Below are 15,343 nucleotides of genomic sequence, written 5' to 3' on the forward strand. Positions count from 1 at the left end.
GCCGCTCGACCATCGCCCGGAGGCATAGATACGTGTATCCGAGGTATTTGCAAGTACTATCCGGGTGCGGGACCGCTTGCTGTAGTCGGCGTCGACACAGGAATTCGACCGAGGGACAGTGCTCGCGGAGATTGGGAGGAACACCAGATCGGCGAACGCACCGTCTGGTTCCTACCCGTGGCTAGGTTAGACCCTGCCAATCAGAATAGAATCCTGCCGCATTCGCTCCGACTTATCGTCGGAGTGATCCGCAATATCCGGAGGATGCCACGCAGCAAGACCGTTCAAGTTCACCGCATGGATGTTGCCGTCGCTATCAAGTTTATTCTACGCCCGAAACTGCTCGCGTATTTCGTTCACACTCAGCAAAAGGGACTCACGGGCAGCAACTCCGATTCGCTGTGGCGGTACGGCCAAAGACTGCACAGCGCCCTCGAAAGCTATCTCATCAAAACGTCATCCGACGTGATTGTATTCAATCCCGAGCACGCAGACCATGCGAACAAACTCAACCCACAAGCGAAATTCTCGCCCACGTGGTTTGATCCAGATCTCCTACTGTCGGGCGAGCATCAACGCATTGACCATTCGATCATATGGGTGGGACGAATGGAGGTTCCAAAAGATCCTCGGCTTGCGCTCAACGCGTTTGCGCGTCTTATTGAAATGGACCCAGGCCGGGGCTGGACTTTAAGGATGATCGGCGGGGGATCGCTTGAGAACGAGTTGAAATCCGATGTTGCGAAACTCCCAGAAACGGTTTCAGAACGCGTCGAAATTGTTGGAAGGATGGAACCGCGAGATCTCAGTGCCGCCATGGCAAGCTCGCATGTTTTCCTGATGACATCACACGCCGGGTACGAGGGTTTTCCGCGCGTCCTCGTAGAAGCAATGGCAGCCGGTTTACCAGCTGTAGTAACTCAAGGTTCTGATACTGGAGGACTCGTGAAGCCTGGCGTGACCGGATTCACAACAAGTCGCGATCCAGAGGAAATATCCAGACGAATAATTGATGCAACAAGAATTGACCCCAGACATCCGCGGTCGGAAGTGTCAAGGTTCAGTGCGCCGCAGGTTGTTGGCCAAATCGTTCGGACGGCAGATCGAGATCTCGTCGCCTCAAGAGTTAGTGATACGGAGAAATGATGAAAGCACTTGTAACCGGTGCGGCCGGGTTTGTTGGTTCTTCTCTCGCTCGACGGCTTGTGGCGGACGGTTGGGATGTTGTCGGGATTGATTCATTCACAGACTATTATTCGAGCGAGTTGAAATGGATGAATATCGCTTCCATTCCGACCGATAGATTCAAACTGATCGAAGCAGACCTCAACAGCGTCGACCTAGAGCCAATACTCAATAATTCAGTCGACGTCGTTTTCCATCAAGCAGGTCAACCGGGTGTCCGCAAGTCGTGGGGGTCCGATTTTCAGGAATATATTGATGCCAATATAGCAGCGACGCAGCGCCTGCTCGAAGCATCTGTGAGAGCGGGAAGTCTGTCACGTTTCGTTTATGCATCTTCATCGTCGATTTACGGAAATGCGCTGACGTATCCGACCGATGAAACCCATAATCCTAGTCCAATGAGCCCATACGGAGTCTCTAAACTGGCCGCGGAGCACCTCTGCACCCTCTACGCACAAAACTTCGCACTGCCAACAGTGTCACTTCGCTATTTCACTGTTTACGGTCCAGGCCAGCGGCCTGATATGGCTTTCACGAAATTTATTACGTCGGCGCTAGCATCTACGCCAATACCGGTGTTTGGCGATGGCGAACAGATCCGAGACTTTACTTTCATTTCGGATGTTGTCGATGCGAATGTCCGGGCCGCAACCTGCGAACGCCTTGCTCCTGGGGCTGTGTTTAATGTTGCTGGAGGTGGAAGCATATCCGTGAATGAAACCTTAAACATCATTGAAGAGTTACACTCAAAGCCGATCAAAATTGAGTATCATGAGCGCGTTAGTGGAGATGTCCATCGCACGGGAGGCAGCACCGAACTAATTCGCGCGTCATTGAAATGGGCGCCGACGGTGTCAATCGAAGAGGGCCTCGCTGCTCAGTACGAATGGGCAAGGTCGCTATCTTCCCGAATGAGTGGCGCCTCGAGTCAAGGTGCTTCGGCATGCAGGATCTGAGTACTCACGAAACAATTGTAGATGTCAGATCGTGGCGTGCATTTCGTGGCGCCGATCTGAGGGCCTACCGTGTAACTCGGTGGCGCGCCCACTACCGGATCGTTTATCCGGGGCTCTATTATCAGCGGATTATGCGCGACGTTGAACTCATGCGAGCAATGCGTTATATGCGATTGGCTATTCTACGGCAGTTCTACCTTAAATTTGTCGGAATCATAGCGGGTATATCGATTCCGCCCGGTGTGTTTGGACCAGGCCTTTCAATCCCTCACTATGGTTCGGTCATTGTAAATGACAAAGTTCGGGCTGGGCGATTCTGTCGTATCCATTCTGGCGTCAACATCGGTGAGAATCGCGGGTCGGCGCCAGTATTGGGTGACGGAGTCTACTTCGGACCGGGTGCGGTTGCATACGGTGATATCGTGATCGGAAATCGATGCGTCGTTGGCGCAAATTCGGTTGTAAACACTAGCTTCGGAAACGACGCAGTTATAGCCGGCGCGCCAGCAAAACAGATCGGATCGAGCGGGATTATGTCTGCGATGCCGGCGTGGATAATCAAGGAGATGTCCGACCTTGTCGAATAAACCATTCCTCAAGCCACGCGCGGGACGCCAGGGAGTGGCGTTTTCGGGCAGGCGCTCGAATGGCGGGTTGTCTGGCCGCGAAGTGAGGGCTTGAAGTGGCGATGCCTGGAGGCGGCGTAGCCAAATTCCTTCTACCCGCGTTGCTGCAGAAGGCACTCCCGCTTCTGACTCTGCCCATCTTCACGGCCTTGATGGCGCCGGCGCAATATGGGCAGGCCATGGTTCTCGTGACCGGATTCATGCTGGGTACTGTATTGGCCAGCTTCGGACAAGACACTGTTCTATATCACGACGCGGGTACCTTGAGCGGTGGCGAGCGAGTGCATGGTCTGAGATCGAGCGCAATACTAACTCTGTTCTTAACATCCACAGTTTCGGCATTTTTTTCGGTTGCAGTATTTTTCTCCAGGCTGAGCATATTTGGTATTGGTAGCGATGTACTGGCGACGGAATTAGTGGCGATCGCAATCTACTGCATCGGATTTGTACCAGCCGTAGCGCTATACAGGATTGAGCGGATGGCGTTGCGATTTGCCCTGGTTCAATTGGGCTTCGTATTTTCGCAGCTTGCCGTTCGTCTATGTCTCATTCTGTCAATGGACAATAGTCTCTTGGCTTGGGCGATTGCCGACGTCGCCGCGGCCGCGGTGGCCGCTGTGTTGGGGTTTCCGATTCTACGCCGAAACATGAATCTAGGACACCTGAGCTCGCGCCTGCTAGCAAAGGGGATCAGGATGGGAGGGCCTATGGTTCCGAGCAAACTGGCCCAGTGGATCGGCTCGTTGTCGGACCGACTAATTATTTCAGCGAAGGCGGGGGTTGCTGCTGGCGGTGTCTATTCGTTGGGATCTCAGATTTCGTTCTCAGCGTCGTCAATAATAGTTGAGATATGTAGGTACTTTCTCCCCGAGTACGCTGCTTGCGTATCGCAAGGAAAGCGTGCGGCATTGGCGCGGGTGTTCGCAATAGAACTCGGGTTGATCTCGCTTATTTCTTCTGCTGTGGGAGTTGTGGGACCATCAGTTGTTGTTCTACTTTTCCCGAGCGAATACTCACGAGCCGCTTCGGTAGCGGTTATCTTGAGCTTCGCCGTAGTTTTGAATGGTATTCAATTCGTAGTCGTTGATTTCGTGAGTGTCGGCCTCGGTGAGACGGGTCGCATCTGGGTATTCACCACTATTGGCGCAGGTTTTAGCATCATCGGAAACCTCGTCCTTGTTCCAATTATTGGGCTAGAGGGCGGAGCGTGGACATCTGTGGCGACAGCAGGTGTTGTTCTGATGATGGTGGGCTGGAAGTACCGACGGGAGTTGTCCTTTTTTGGATTCATTAGGCGAAAGACCGTCCTAATTCTCAGTCTCAACTCGATCATAGTCTTTGGGTCGGTCGTGATTAGGAGATTTGATACGGGCGTGGGTCTTGAGTTGGTCGCACTTGTTGCTCTCGCGGCCGTCGGATGGTGGGGGGTGCGATCTGACGTATCCGCGCATAAATCTTCGAGTTTACGTGTTGCTGACGCGATTGATTCCGCGCCCAATTTTTTGATTCCTCCCCAGACGATCGAGGTCAGAAAGTCATGATATGCCGAACTTGAGCGTTATTTTACCGGTTCATAACGGTGAAAAATTCATTGCCACGGCAATTCGATCTACGCTAACGGCTATGCCGCGAGATTCCGAACTGGTTGTGTTTGATGATGGGAGCACGGATCGGACGCCTGAAATTCTCGGCCGTATCGACTCCGCTAGATTCCGTGTACTGCCGGGTGTCGCCGGAAAGGGTCTCTCGAGCGCGTTGAACACCCTTATTGAAAGCACGCAGAGTAATTTCATTGCTCGGATGGATGCCGACGATATAGTGCTTCCAATGCGATTCAGGGCGCAACTCTCGGTCCTCTCGCGTGGAGTTGATTTCTCGTTCCTTCCGGTTCTTCACCTTGGGCCGTCGCGTTTCAAGGTGCGACCGACCCGAATTAACCGAATGGAGTCGGACGAATTACGCCTGCGGCTATTGCTTGACAATCCTGTAGCGCATTCCACTTTAGTATGTCGAAGAGATGCGATTGAGGAACTCGGGGGTTACAGGGACGTCCGTTCAGAGGATTACGATCTGTGGATGCGTGCGGCAGCCGCCGGATACAGCCTGCATCGGAGTAATGTTCCCGGATTGCTATACCGGCATCATGATTCTCAAGTTACAGCCTCGGACTCCTGGTTGAAGGAATCGCGTGTGGAACCGTTGCTCGTCGCAGCGCACGATGATCTGAGCGCTAAGGAGCTTGGGCAATCTTTCGATTGTCTGGAGGCGATTCGTCGACCAAGCTTGGCAAGTGCAGAGTGTATCGGCCGTGGTTCTGTAATGATTGATCGAATTATTGCGCTAGCGCGCAAGCGACTTTCGCCACCAGCGATTCGGCGTCTGTCCGCACGTGCTGACTCGATTTCTTCCGTATGGCGCGCTCGATGATACCGACGAACCAAATTACTATGCGGTATCTTTGTAATTCGCTCGCCGGGCGGGTGTTGGTCAAATGATTTACGTTGCTGTCTCATGTGCTTTAATTGTCTCCATTATCTTGCCAGTTTTTCCGAAACATTTTTTGCTGATTCTACTAGTAGTCTGCAGGTCATTGTGCGATATTGGTGTCGCGCAATTCGACCGAGTCGGGGTTCTTGCGATTGCAAGTGGTGGAATTGCTGTGGCGGCAATTATTGGTGCTATTCTGTGTTTGCTGAGTGACGCTTCTTTTACGCGAGTTGCGCTAGTGTGGAGTATGTTGTGTTTTGTTGGCGTTTGGTCGGTTGTTGCTTTTCAGATTTACGGAATTCGCTCTGGTTTGCTAGAAGAGACTGTTCGCCTGGTGTCAATTGTTGGCATATTTGTCATAGCTCACTCGGTAGCGAGGAGACGTGCGTCTGACTACGGAATGGCCATCTGGATGATTGCACCAGCGGCGATCTATGCAATCTCCGGATTGGTCCTTGGATTTCCGAATATGACCATCGACAGCGGACGGCTGACCGCGAGTTTCAGTCATCCGAATGCCGCAGCGGCCTTTTTTGGTGTCGGATGCGTGGTGAGTGTTCTCCTAATTCTGGCTGGCATGTCTTCTTGGCGTATTGTCTTCCTCATCGCAAACGCGTGTGCATTGTTGCTCACCGGTAGTTTGGGAGGGATCGTCGCGGCAAGCGTGGGTGTAATGGTTGTAATCGCGCTAATTCCAAATCGTAGTCCGGGATTTCGGGGTGTTTGGTGTCTTGCAGTGCCACTCTGCTTGGCTGTTTCGTTTCCTGTATTTGGCTTGTCTGACCGTCTTACTGAATTTGGCGGCCAGTCATCAACGCTCGCACCCGACTCTTTTGAATGGAGACTGCAGAATTGGCGCCTGCTAATTGGTATTTGGCGGGAGCAGCCGTTCTTCGGGTATGGCTGGGGATCGACTAGCATTTTTATACAACCGCTCGGTGGCCCTCCTCATAGTGCTTTTGTGCAGGTTCTTGTAGAAGCCGGCGTAGTTGGTGTTGTGCTTGCATGTTGTGCGGTGGTCTATATTGTAATTCGATCTATTAGGTCGGCTCGCCGTGGCAGCATGTTCGGTACTCTGACGTGTGGTCTGGTGGCGTTCGCGTTGGTCAATGGCTTTGAGAGCAACCTTCTCGGCTATACCGCCGCTGGTTACCTGCTGGCGGCATTGTTCGGTATTTCTGTAGGAGCGGCGGATGCAAGATCTAGTGTCGTCCGGATCAATCCTTCCAGCTCGGATGGTAAAGGGGATGATGGTCATGTCGGGATTTTCGTTCGTTTTCAGTGATCGGAGCGTCAATCGCGGTCGCCCGCATATTCAATTTCTTCTTGTTTGTTTCAGATTGGCGCAACTGAGTAGAAGGTCGGTTAACCCTGCTACGTATATCCTGATTGGTGTGCCCGTTAGTGCATTTTATCGGATTGTTGGCCTGATGTTCTTTGGAATCGATATCCCGGTAAGCACAACAATAGGTTCCCGTTTGTCGATCCATCACGGTATGGGGCTCGTCGTGCATGCTGGGGCGAAGATTGGTTCCGAAGTTACTCTTCGCCAGGGGACGACGATTGGGTCAAAGCGAGGCAGAGGCGCTCCAATCATCGGCGACGGGGTTGAAATTGGGCCGAATGTCTGTGTCATTGGCGACGTCGTGATCGGTCGCGGGTCCGTGATTGGGGCGGGCAGTGTCGTCGTGGCTGATGTAAGTGATAACTGCGTTGTTGCAGGCAATCCGGCTCGATTGCTGCACCCGTCGGGTTAATCAGCGATGGACGAACGACCTTTGCGCAGGCGCGGGCGTTCTTGTTAGCACCGAATAGGTTGGGATAGGGAGTATGGGAGTTCAAATTGCAGTGTTCGGCACCGGCTATCTCGGTGCTACCCATGCCGCATGCATGGCTGAACTGGGCCACGAGGTGCTCGGCGTCGATGTCGACGCGGCTAAGCTCGCCAAACTCGAAGCCGGCGAGGTGCCGTTCTACGAACCGGGGCTCGAAGAAGTCCTGCGGCGAAACATCGCCGCCGGGCGTCTTCGCTTCACGTCCTCATACGAGGAAGCGGCCGAGTTCGCCGACATACATTTCCTCGGCGTCGGTACCCCTCAGAAGAAGGGGGAGTTCGCCGCTGACCTCAAGTTCGTTGATGCGGTAATCGAAACCCTCGCACCGCTTCTGACCGGTCCGGCGGTGATCTTCGGTAAGTCCACCGTCCCCGTCGGAACTGCCGAGCGCTTGGGTGCACGCGCTCGCGAACTGTCGCCGGCCGGAGACGCCGTCGAGGTGGCTTGGAATCCCGAGTTCCTGCGTGAGGGCTTCGCCGTTCAAGACACGTTGCACCCGGATCGCCTCGTCCTCGGAGTGGATCGTGATCGACCCGGGCGAGCTGAGTCGGTCGCCCGCGAGGTGTACGCGCAGCTTCTGGACGAGGGCATCCCGTTCCTGGTGTCGGATCTCGCCACGGCTGAACTGGTGAAGGCCTCGGCGAACGCATTCCTTGCCACCAAGATCTCGTTCATCAACGCGATCGCGGAAGTGTGTGAAGCGTCCGGTGCCGACGTCACGGTGTTGGCCGACGCAATCGGCCATGACGCTCGAATCGGTCGGCGCTTCCTCAACGCCGGTCTTGGCTTCGGCGGCGGTTGCCTGCCGAAAGATATCCGGGCATTCATGGCGCGGGCCGGTGAGTTGGGTGCCGACCAAGCGCTCACCTTCCTCCGTGAAGTCGACAACATCAACATGCGCCGTCGAACCCGCATGGTGGAACTCGCGCGCGAAGCATGCGGTTCACTCTTGGGTGCCAGGGTCGCGGTATTGGGTGCGGCATTCAAACCGGACTCCGACGACGTGCGTGATTCGCCTGCCCTGAATGTCGCCGGTCAGATTCAGCTTCAGGGCGCTGCGGTCAACGTGTACGACCCGAAGGCGATGGAGAACTCGCGTGCACTGTTTCCCACGCTCGGATACTCGGACAGCGCGTTGGATGCGTGCGAAGGAGCCGATGTGGTCCTGGTGCTGACCGAATGGCCTGAGTTCCAGAAGCTCCAGCCCGCAGATCTGGACGCTGTGGTTCGCAAGAAGGTCCTCATCGACGGCCGCAACTGCCTCGATCCGCAGCAATGGCGCGATGCCGGCTGGACCTACCGGGGACTGGGAAGGCCGTAGCGGGGCATCGGGGACGTGCCACGCTGTTCCGTTCCGTGGCGCAAGATGATGCCGTCTACGCTGGGAATGGTGCAGCGACTGGCGATCCTTGCGATAAGTGCTCTGGGTGCTGTGGCGGTCGGACTGGCCGGCTTGGGTGGGGTCGGCTACGTCCTCTACTCCAAGTCGCGCGTTGACCCGATGCAGCCTGTCGATGCCATCATCGTGCTCGGTGGTGATCGCGACGGTCGCGAGGAGTACGGCATCGAACTTGCGCGGGACGGACTCTCGACGAATGTGGTTCTGTCGAACCCATACTGGAAGCGCGATCCCAAGATGGCCGAGTCCTGCGCTGTCCAGGACCCTCGATTCACCGTCACCTGCGTCCGACCGCAGCCGAGTACGACGCGAGGCGAGGCCCTGTTCACGCGGGATCTCGCCGCCCAGCACGGGTGGACAAGCGTCATGGTGATCAGCTGGCGGTATCACCTGCCGCGTGCGCGGTACATCTTCTCCCAGTGCTTCGACGGCGAGATCGTCATGCGGCCGGTCCCGCGTGACTACGACTTCAGCGTCGCCCACTGGGAGTACATCTACCTCTATCAGACGTTCGGATTCGTCAAGGCGTTCTTCCAGGGGCGCAGCTAAATTCTCGCCATCGTGGTGAGGGGCGCGGACAGCCGCTCTACTCCACCTTCCGAACGTCCAGAGCGCGGTAGTGGTAGCCGTCCTGGGTTCCGCCGATCGTCGACTCGGGCTCGAACGTCACTTGGTGTCCCGGGGTCAAGAAACGAAACCCCGGGCCTTCGACGTAGCTATAATGTGCCCACGCGCCACCGGGAGTGGCGTCGGAATCGATCACACCCCAGCCCTCTTCGTCGCTCCAAGTGCGCACAATCCCGGTAGTGCGGTCTGCGTGAATCCGCGGGGGCACGGGAGGTACATCCGCTTCGGTGATCTCCCTCGCCGTGCCGTCGGGAAAGGTGATCCACAACCGGGACGAGTAAGGGCTGTCCGGCGGTGGCGCCACGTACGGCTCGCTGCCCGCGGGCCACGCGCGAATCGTGGAGAAGTTGCACCCGTTCATTGGGCTGTCGAGCGTGTCCCACTCGAACTCCACCTGCTGGCCCTCGCGTAGCGCCGGGAAGCCCTCGACCGCCACGCTGTGGAACAACGTCCAGCACCCGCCCGGGGTTTCGTCGGAATCGATGATGCCCTGCATCTCATCGATGCTCCAGCTACGGACGACCCCGGTAGTTGCCATGCAGTCATTGTCTCGCGACGAGTCGTGCTCAAGGGCAAGGATTTACCGGCCATTGACTCGAACTGATGTTCGAACTAGAATTCGAACATGGGAATCGGGGAGGATATCCAGGGGGCGTTGTCGGACGAGATTCTGACAACCGCGGTGGGTGATGCATGGCGGCTGGCCGAGGCGGAGCTGCTCGAATCGGTCGTTCGTATCTCGGACGAGATTCAGCGGCTCGAGGCGCTGCGCGTCAAGCTCGTCGGCGCCGTCGACCACCGCTGCACGGTCGATGTTCTGGGGTTTCCGAACGCCAAGATGTGGCTGGCCTCCAAGACCCTGCTCGAGGTGGGAGTCGCCGGGCGGATCGTGATGTTGGGTCGAGGTTTGCGTTTCCAGCCGGAGATCGCGGAACAGTACTTTGGCAACAACATTTCAGCGGAGCACGCAGCGCTCATCATGAAGTTCTGCGAACGGCCGCCCAAAGGCATGCCCGATGAGGCGATGGACGACTGCCGAAATGCATTGCTGCTCGCAGCAACCGGCCCCACCGCCAACACCGACGCACTGCGCGCCGTCATCGCCAGACTGGAACGCATCTTCGAATCCGACGACCCGCCGCCCAGCGAAGACACCGAACTCAACGAATTCCACGCCTGCAAAACACTCAACGGACGCATCGCCGTCAAAGGCGACCTCGACGCCGTCGCCGGCGAAATGCTGCTCTCCGCTCTCTCCGGACTATCCAAACCGCGGCCCGCACAAGACGGAACCAAAGACACCCGCACACCCGGACAGCGAAGGGCCGACGGGTTCACCGAACTGCTGCGCCGCTACCTCAACTCCGGGATCGCCGGCGAAGAAGGCGGAGAACGGCCACACGTCTCACTCCACGTCAACGCACGAGACCTGGCCGAACACAACGCGAACGGTGAACGAGGACAGCAGGCCGCGGCCGCAGCATCCGACGGCACACTCTTCGACGTCGACGGAGTGGCATGGACCGAGTGGATGGGGCCACTGAGTCTCCGGACAGCCCGGCTCCTCACTTGCGACTCGATCTACACACCGATCGTGCTCGACGACAACGGAGCGCCACTCGACCTCGGCATGTCCACCCGAACCGTCACCAAACGACAGCGCAAGGCGCTGGTGGCACGAGATCGAGGATGTGCATTCCCCGGATGCGGTGCGCCGCCATCGTGGTGCGAAGGCCACCACATCATCCACTGGTCCGCCGGAGGACCCTCCGACATGGGCAACCTGGTACTGCTCTGCGGATTCCACCACCGGCTGCTCCATCACAGCGACTGGGAAATCGAAATGGGCGCCGACAGGCACCCCACCTTCATCCCGCCGCAGCAAGTCGACTGGGAACGAAAGCCGTTACCGGCGCATAACCGGACACGGCCCCTAATCGCCTGACCCCGGGCGCCTCACACACGGCCGACTCCGCAACAGGACGAATCCTGTTGCCGAGCCGGCATGTCGTCGTGCCCGGAAAACGGCACTGCATCACCGCACCGTCGTCCCCATCGACTCCGCCAACCCGTTGCGATCAGCGACATCGAGTTTCATGCACGCCCGGTAGATATGGCCCTCCACCGTCCGCACCGAGACGAACAACCGATCGGCAATCTGCCGATTCGACAACCCGGCCGCAACCATCGAGGCCACCTCCCGCTCACGACTCGTGAGGGGGAGTGGATGGGCGGCCTCCACGAGAGCAGGGGACGACATGTGGTCGCATCGGGCCGACAGGGCTTCGGCCGCGGCAGCGCACTTGATCGAACGCTGTCTGTCTCCGGCATGTGTAAACGCGATCGCCGCCCGAGCATAGGCGTCGGCGGCATCAGGCAGGGCGCCGATATCCTCGAACTCCGCTGCTGCCGATGCCACACCGCATCCGTCGCCAGTCGCGACCGCTGCCGCGTGTCGGGCAATGATGTCGACAAGTTGGCCATCGCAGATGGCGGCCAACTCGGCGAGACGCGTCGCGGTTGTCGTGTCACCGAACCGGGTGGCAAGGTGCAGCGCGACCGTTTCGATGCCGAGCTGTCCCGCTGTGCGCGCGGAATCGGCGGCGGAACGGGACAGATCAACGGCCCGAGACGTTTCTCCGCGTGCCGCCGCAAGCCACGCCTGCGACATCATGAGTTGGGGCCCGAACACGGCAACGTGCCTGCCATTGCGGGCCTGTGCCTCGGTGATGATCCCGTCCGCCTCGTGAATGCGACCGAGTTCCGCATAGGCCTGGCCGAGCGCGACGTACGCCGGGAAACTCCAGGAGATGGCGTCGGCGGTATCACCGACATTGAGGGCGGCGATTGCCTGCTCGAGGCGACCTGCGGCGTCGGTGAACCGACCGCGGGCAAGTTCGACGGTTCCGACCAGGATGTTCGCCAGTCCCCACGCCACGTATCGGCCGCTGGATGCCAGCGAGAGATACTCGTCTGCTCGCCGTTGAGCCGAATCGAAACTTCCGGTCAGCGTCAGCGCGAGGATCTCGCCGTGACCGGCGGGGAAACGCAGCAACCCGTCGATCTGATCGGCCACCGCCGCGCTGCGCGCCGCCAGTTCCGGCACACACCCGCCGCGTCCCATCAGTGCGAGGGACAGCCCGCCGCCGAAGAAAGCCCACTCGACCGCCCACGGAAGCATCCGGTCGGCCGCCAGAATCGCCGTCGCCGCCGCTGCCGCCTCCTCGGGCCGATTCTCGAACACCGCGCACACCGATCCGATTCCCTCGATGATCGGCACGAGGCTGGGATGCGTGACCTTCTCCCGCAGAACGGCGAGCACCTCGTCGGCCTTCTCCGACTTGCCGCTCGCCCAGAAAAGGTTCGCGATCCTCGACGTACCCCACCGCACCAGCTGCACCTGGTCCAAGCTGTCGGGCGAGAAGGAGAGCAGCAGCGCTTCGGCCTCGGTGGCGTGGCCCTGCCACAGCAGTGCGCGGGCCAGGAGGTCCGCAGCCTCGAATCCGCCGGTCTCGTCGAGAGCGGCACGCGCGAGACGTTCCCCCAACGGGACATTCGCCAAACCGATTGCGTCCTCGGCGGCAGTGACCAGCAGTCCGGAGTCGACGGTCCGGTCGCTGTCGAGGGCCAACTCGGCCAGGCGAATTCGATTCGAGGGTCCGACCACCGCGCGGCTGCTCAGGGCCTCCACGAGCCGTCCCCGGAGTCTCCGCCCCGCCGCGCGCCCCACCCGTCGCCGGATCACCTCACCGAACAGAGGATGCGTGTAGCGGACGTCGAGCCGGTGCCCGTCCTCGACGATTCTGACGAGGCCGCGTCGCTCGGCTTCCTCCACCGCGTCCTCGCCTGCCAGCTGTCCGAGGGCGTCCAGATCGAGGGGTTCGCAGAAGGTGAGCAGCTGCAACGCCTGCAACACGTCGGCGGGAATCTGATCGATCCTGTGCTCCAACAGCGATGCGAGCTCGGACGAGATGGCGGCACGGCCCCGCAACTGCCAGACGCCGCCCGAGCGACGCAACGTCCCCGCTTCGAGGGCGCCCTCGACCAGATGCCGGACGAACAACGCGTTCCCGCCGGACGCCTCCCAGATCATGTCGGCACTCAGCCCCTCCAGGGGGCCGTCCAGCACGGACTCGATCAACTCGATGCTCTGCTCCCGGCTGAACGGCGCCAGTTCGAGCCGCAGGAGATGGCCGTCCTTCCATAACGACGTGATCGCGTCGGGCACCGTCTCACCATTGCGGACGGTGGCGACGATGTGCACCGCCCTGTCGAGTGCGAGTTGATGAAGGAACGTCGCCGAGAGCTGATCGAGCAGGTGCGCGTCGTCCACGCCGACCACCAGGTCACGACTGCTGCCGTCGTCGAGGAGTGCCTGCCGCGCAGCGGACAGAAAGGCAACCGGATCTCGCGACGTGGACGCCCCGACCAGATGGGCGAACACACCGAGCGGGATGCTGCGCGCCGATTCGGTGCCCGCCACCCACTTCACTGCACCGGGCAGCGCCTCGGTGGCGAACCGGGCGAGGGTGGTCTTGCCGACGCCGGGATCGCCCGTGAGGACGACACCGCATCCTCCGGACCGAGCCGTGAGCGACGCGGTGATCGCGTCGAACTCGACTTGTCGCTGAACGAGAGGCCACACCGGACCCATAGGTCTGATTCTAGTTTCTCGCGCTCCCGGAAACAGCAGCGCGACGAGGATCGAGCGCGAGTTGGGAAGCGAAACAGCGCAATACAGCCTCGGAGTCGCTTTTCGCCGCAAGACTCCAGAAGCATCGACGGGTTGAGCGGACCGACACGGGCACGAGTTCGGTTTCGATCTCGACTGCAGGCGTGTCCCGCATGTTCGAGTAGGGCGCTACTCGCGAGATTAGCCGGCGTCTCGGCCACGCTGAATGCATATCGCGGAAAGTTATTGCGTCGATCTACAGGAGAATGTCATGACCGCGCGGCCGGAACCCTTCTTCAGTTGGACGGCGCGACGGGTCGAACTCCGCGAATCCGAATCCGCCGATCTGGTGCTGGACGAACTCGTGCCACTGGGAACCGGCACGGCGCGACTGATCGCCGCCCGCGACGAGGACGACGATGTCGACTACCTCGCGCTGGTCGTCGGAGACGTCGCGGACGGCCGGGACGTCGCGGTTCGCGTCGTCGAGGAGGAGACCCTCCTCATCGAGGGCGGCCGGTCGTGCGCGTCCCCGGAAATTCTGATCGGGCTGACGGCCACGCCGAGTATCTGTGGCTGCTCCAGCGCGCGACACGTCGAGAGCCAGTTGTGTGTCAACGGACCCATCCGCACGATGATCGCATCAGTCGGAGTGCGGTCCGTCGTCGTCGACTGGTACCACCCCACCTCGACGGTGGCGTGAACCGAACTACTCTGCCCGCCGGTTCGGTCCACCCAATAGTCGGGTAGGGCGCCACTCGTGGAATTCGGGACCAGTCGATGGAGCGTTGAGGGCGTTCAACGAGCGCGGCACCGGAGGCTCCGAAGTCACCCCTCCCGTTGCAGCCCCTCCCGAAAGGAACCGTCATGTCAGTACTCAACGTCCCCGGCGATGCCACCGACCAGTATGTCGACGTCGGGGAGCTGTCCGATGAAGACACCTCCGCCGCCACTCGGCCCGGTGCGGGACCGGTGATCACCGGATCCGATCTTGCCGCACCCGCGGCACTGCCCGACCGGGAACGCATCAGAGAAAAGCTGGAAAGCGAAGGGGCGGAGCTGGACAGCATCGACTGGGATGCGCTGGGCGCGCCCGGCAGCTCGCTTGCACCGGCCACGGAGGTTCAGGGTTTCACCCGGATCGGCGGCACAGGACGCATCGTGTTCGGCGGCGGTGTTCCCGTCGGCGGATGGACGCAGATGGTGGTGTTTCCCGACGGCAGCTACAACTACAGTGGGCACCTGCATGTTTCGGGAGCCACCAGCTACACCGTCTCGGTTGCGTGGGTTCTCACCACCGGATCGGGGCACCCGTCGTTCGTGATGCCGGCGAAGGGTCGAGTGCACGGCACGTTCGAGCCCGGGTCACGGGACTTCGACTGGAATCGGAGCGGAACCAATCCGGCGCTGCGAAACGCCTGGCCCATATTCAACGCACAGGGGTACCGGTGGCGGTGGTCGGCGGCAGCGAACCTCGACATCACGCCGCTCGTCGACAGCATCAGCAAGGCCCTCGGCGTCGTCGGGGCGGTCGTCGCCCTCCTCTGAACACCGGT

At 59.5% G+C, this 15,343-nt stretch carries 14 protein-coding genes; 12 read left to right on the plus strand and 2 right to left on the minus strand.

All coding sequences use genetic code 11. The annotated features are described in order from the left end of the window. Nucleotides 1-264 precede the first annotated feature (264 nt). The 9 genes from CA951_RS38235 to CA951_RS38275 all read left to right on the plus strand — a co-directional run bounded on the left by CA951_RS38235 (nt 265) and on the right by CA951_RS38275 (nt 9,037). Complete coding sequence (locus CA951_RS38235) at nt 265-1,146, plus strand: glycosyltransferase (protein WP_179220477.1); 882 nt, start codon at nt 265-267, stop codon at nt 1,144-1,146. Continuing rightward, complete coding sequence (locus CA951_RS38240; protein WP_087561849.1) at nt 1,146-2,141, plus strand: NAD-dependent epimerase/dehydratase family protein; 996 nt, start codon at nt 1,146-1,148, stop codon at nt 2,139-2,141. The genes CA951_RS38235 and CA951_RS38240 overlap by 1 nt, the downstream gene beginning before the upstream one ends. Nucleotides 2,142-2,308: 167 nt before the next feature. Then, nucleotides 2,309-2,728: a serine O-acetyltransferase gene (locus CA951_RS45280; RefSeq protein WP_373415071.1), complete on the plus strand. Its 420-nt coding sequence runs from the start codon at nt 2,309-2,311 to the stop codon at nt 2,726-2,728. Between the two features lie 101 nt (nt 2,729-2,829). Continuing rightward, nucleotides 2,830-4,308, plus strand: a complete 1,479-nt coding sequence (locus tag CA951_RS38250) for a lipopolysaccharide biosynthesis protein (protein ID WP_256974257.1) — start codon at nt 2,830-2,832, stop codon at nt 4,306-4,308. A gap of 1 nt (nt 4,309) precedes the next feature. After that, nucleotides 4,310-5,194: a glycosyltransferase family 2 protein gene (locus CA951_RS45285; RefSeq protein WP_087561825.1), complete on the plus strand. Its 885-nt coding sequence runs from the start codon at nt 4,310-4,312 to the stop codon at nt 5,192-5,194. 64 nt (nt 5,195-5,258) lie between these two features. Next, nucleotides 5,259-6,539: an O-antigen ligase gene (locus CA951_RS38260; protein ID WP_087561826.1), complete on the plus strand. Its 1,281-nt coding sequence runs from the start codon at nt 5,259-5,261 to the stop codon at nt 6,537-6,539. A 211-nt stretch (nt 6,540-6,750) separates the two neighbouring features. Continuing rightward, on the plus strand, nt 6,751-7,011 hold the full coding sequence (locus CA951_RS45290) for a serine O-acetyltransferase (protein WP_373415072.1): 261 nt from the start codon (nt 6,751-6,753) through the stop codon (nt 7,009-7,011). Nucleotides 7,012-7,084: 73 nt separating this feature from the next. Next, on the plus strand, nt 7,085-8,410 hold the full coding sequence (locus CA951_RS38270) for a UDP-glucose/GDP-mannose dehydrogenase family protein (protein WP_087561828.1): 1,326 nt from the start codon (nt 7,085-7,087) through the stop codon (nt 8,408-8,410). Between the two features lie 48 nt (nt 8,411-8,458). Next, the gene (locus CA951_RS38275; protein ID WP_256974249.1) at nt 8,459-9,037 is read left to right on the plus strand and encodes a YdcF family protein; all 579 of its coding nucleotides are present in this window, start codon (nt 8,459-8,461) and stop codon (nt 9,035-9,037) included. 37 nt (nt 9,038-9,074) lie between these two features. Here CA951_RS38275 and CA951_RS38280 read toward each other — a convergent pair whose 3' ends face one another. Further along, nucleotides 9,075-9,653 carry a cold-shock protein gene (locus CA951_RS38280; RefSeq protein ID WP_256974250.1) on the minus strand — a complete coding sequence of 193 codons (579 nt, stop codon included), beginning with the start codon at nt 9,651-9,653 and terminating at the stop codon, nt 9,075-9,077. Between the two features lie 87 nt (nt 9,654-9,740). Here CA951_RS38280 and CA951_RS38285 point away from each other — a divergent pair, with 87 nt between their 5' ends. Beyond that, nucleotides 9,741-11,060: an HNH endonuclease signature motif containing protein gene (locus CA951_RS38285; protein WP_087561829.1), complete on the plus strand. Its 1,320-nt coding sequence runs from the start codon at nt 9,741-9,743 to the stop codon at nt 11,058-11,060. A gap of 90 nt (nt 11,061-11,150) precedes the next feature. On the opposite strand, the gene CA951_RS38290 is transcribed toward CA951_RS38285, so the two are convergent. Then, the gene (locus tag CA951_RS38290) at nt 11,151-13,769 is read right to left on the minus strand and encodes a LuxR family transcriptional regulator (RefSeq protein WP_087561830.1); all 2,619 of its coding nucleotides are present in this window, start codon (nt 13,767-13,769) and stop codon (nt 11,151-11,153) included. A 289-nt stretch (nt 13,770-14,058) separates the two neighbouring features. On the opposite strand from CA951_RS38290, the gene CA951_RS38295 reads away from it, so the two are divergent. Then, on the plus strand, nt 14,059-14,490 hold the full coding sequence (locus tag CA951_RS38295; protein ID WP_087561831.1) for a hypothetical protein: 432 nt from the start codon (nt 14,059-14,061) through the stop codon (nt 14,488-14,490). Between the two features lie 164 nt (nt 14,491-14,654). Next, nucleotides 14,655-15,335, plus strand: coding sequence for a hypothetical protein (locus CA951_RS38300; RefSeq protein ID WP_087561832.1), 681 nt, complete (start codon nt 14,655-14,657; stop codon nt 15,333-15,335). Nucleotides 15,336-15,343: the final 8 nt, after the last annotated feature.

Origin of the sequence: Rhodococcus sp. NCIMB 12038 (assembly GCF_002165735.1) — a bacterium.
Taxonomy (GTDB): Bacteria; Actinomycetota; Actinomycetes; order Mycobacteriales; family Mycobacteriaceae; genus Rhodococcus_F.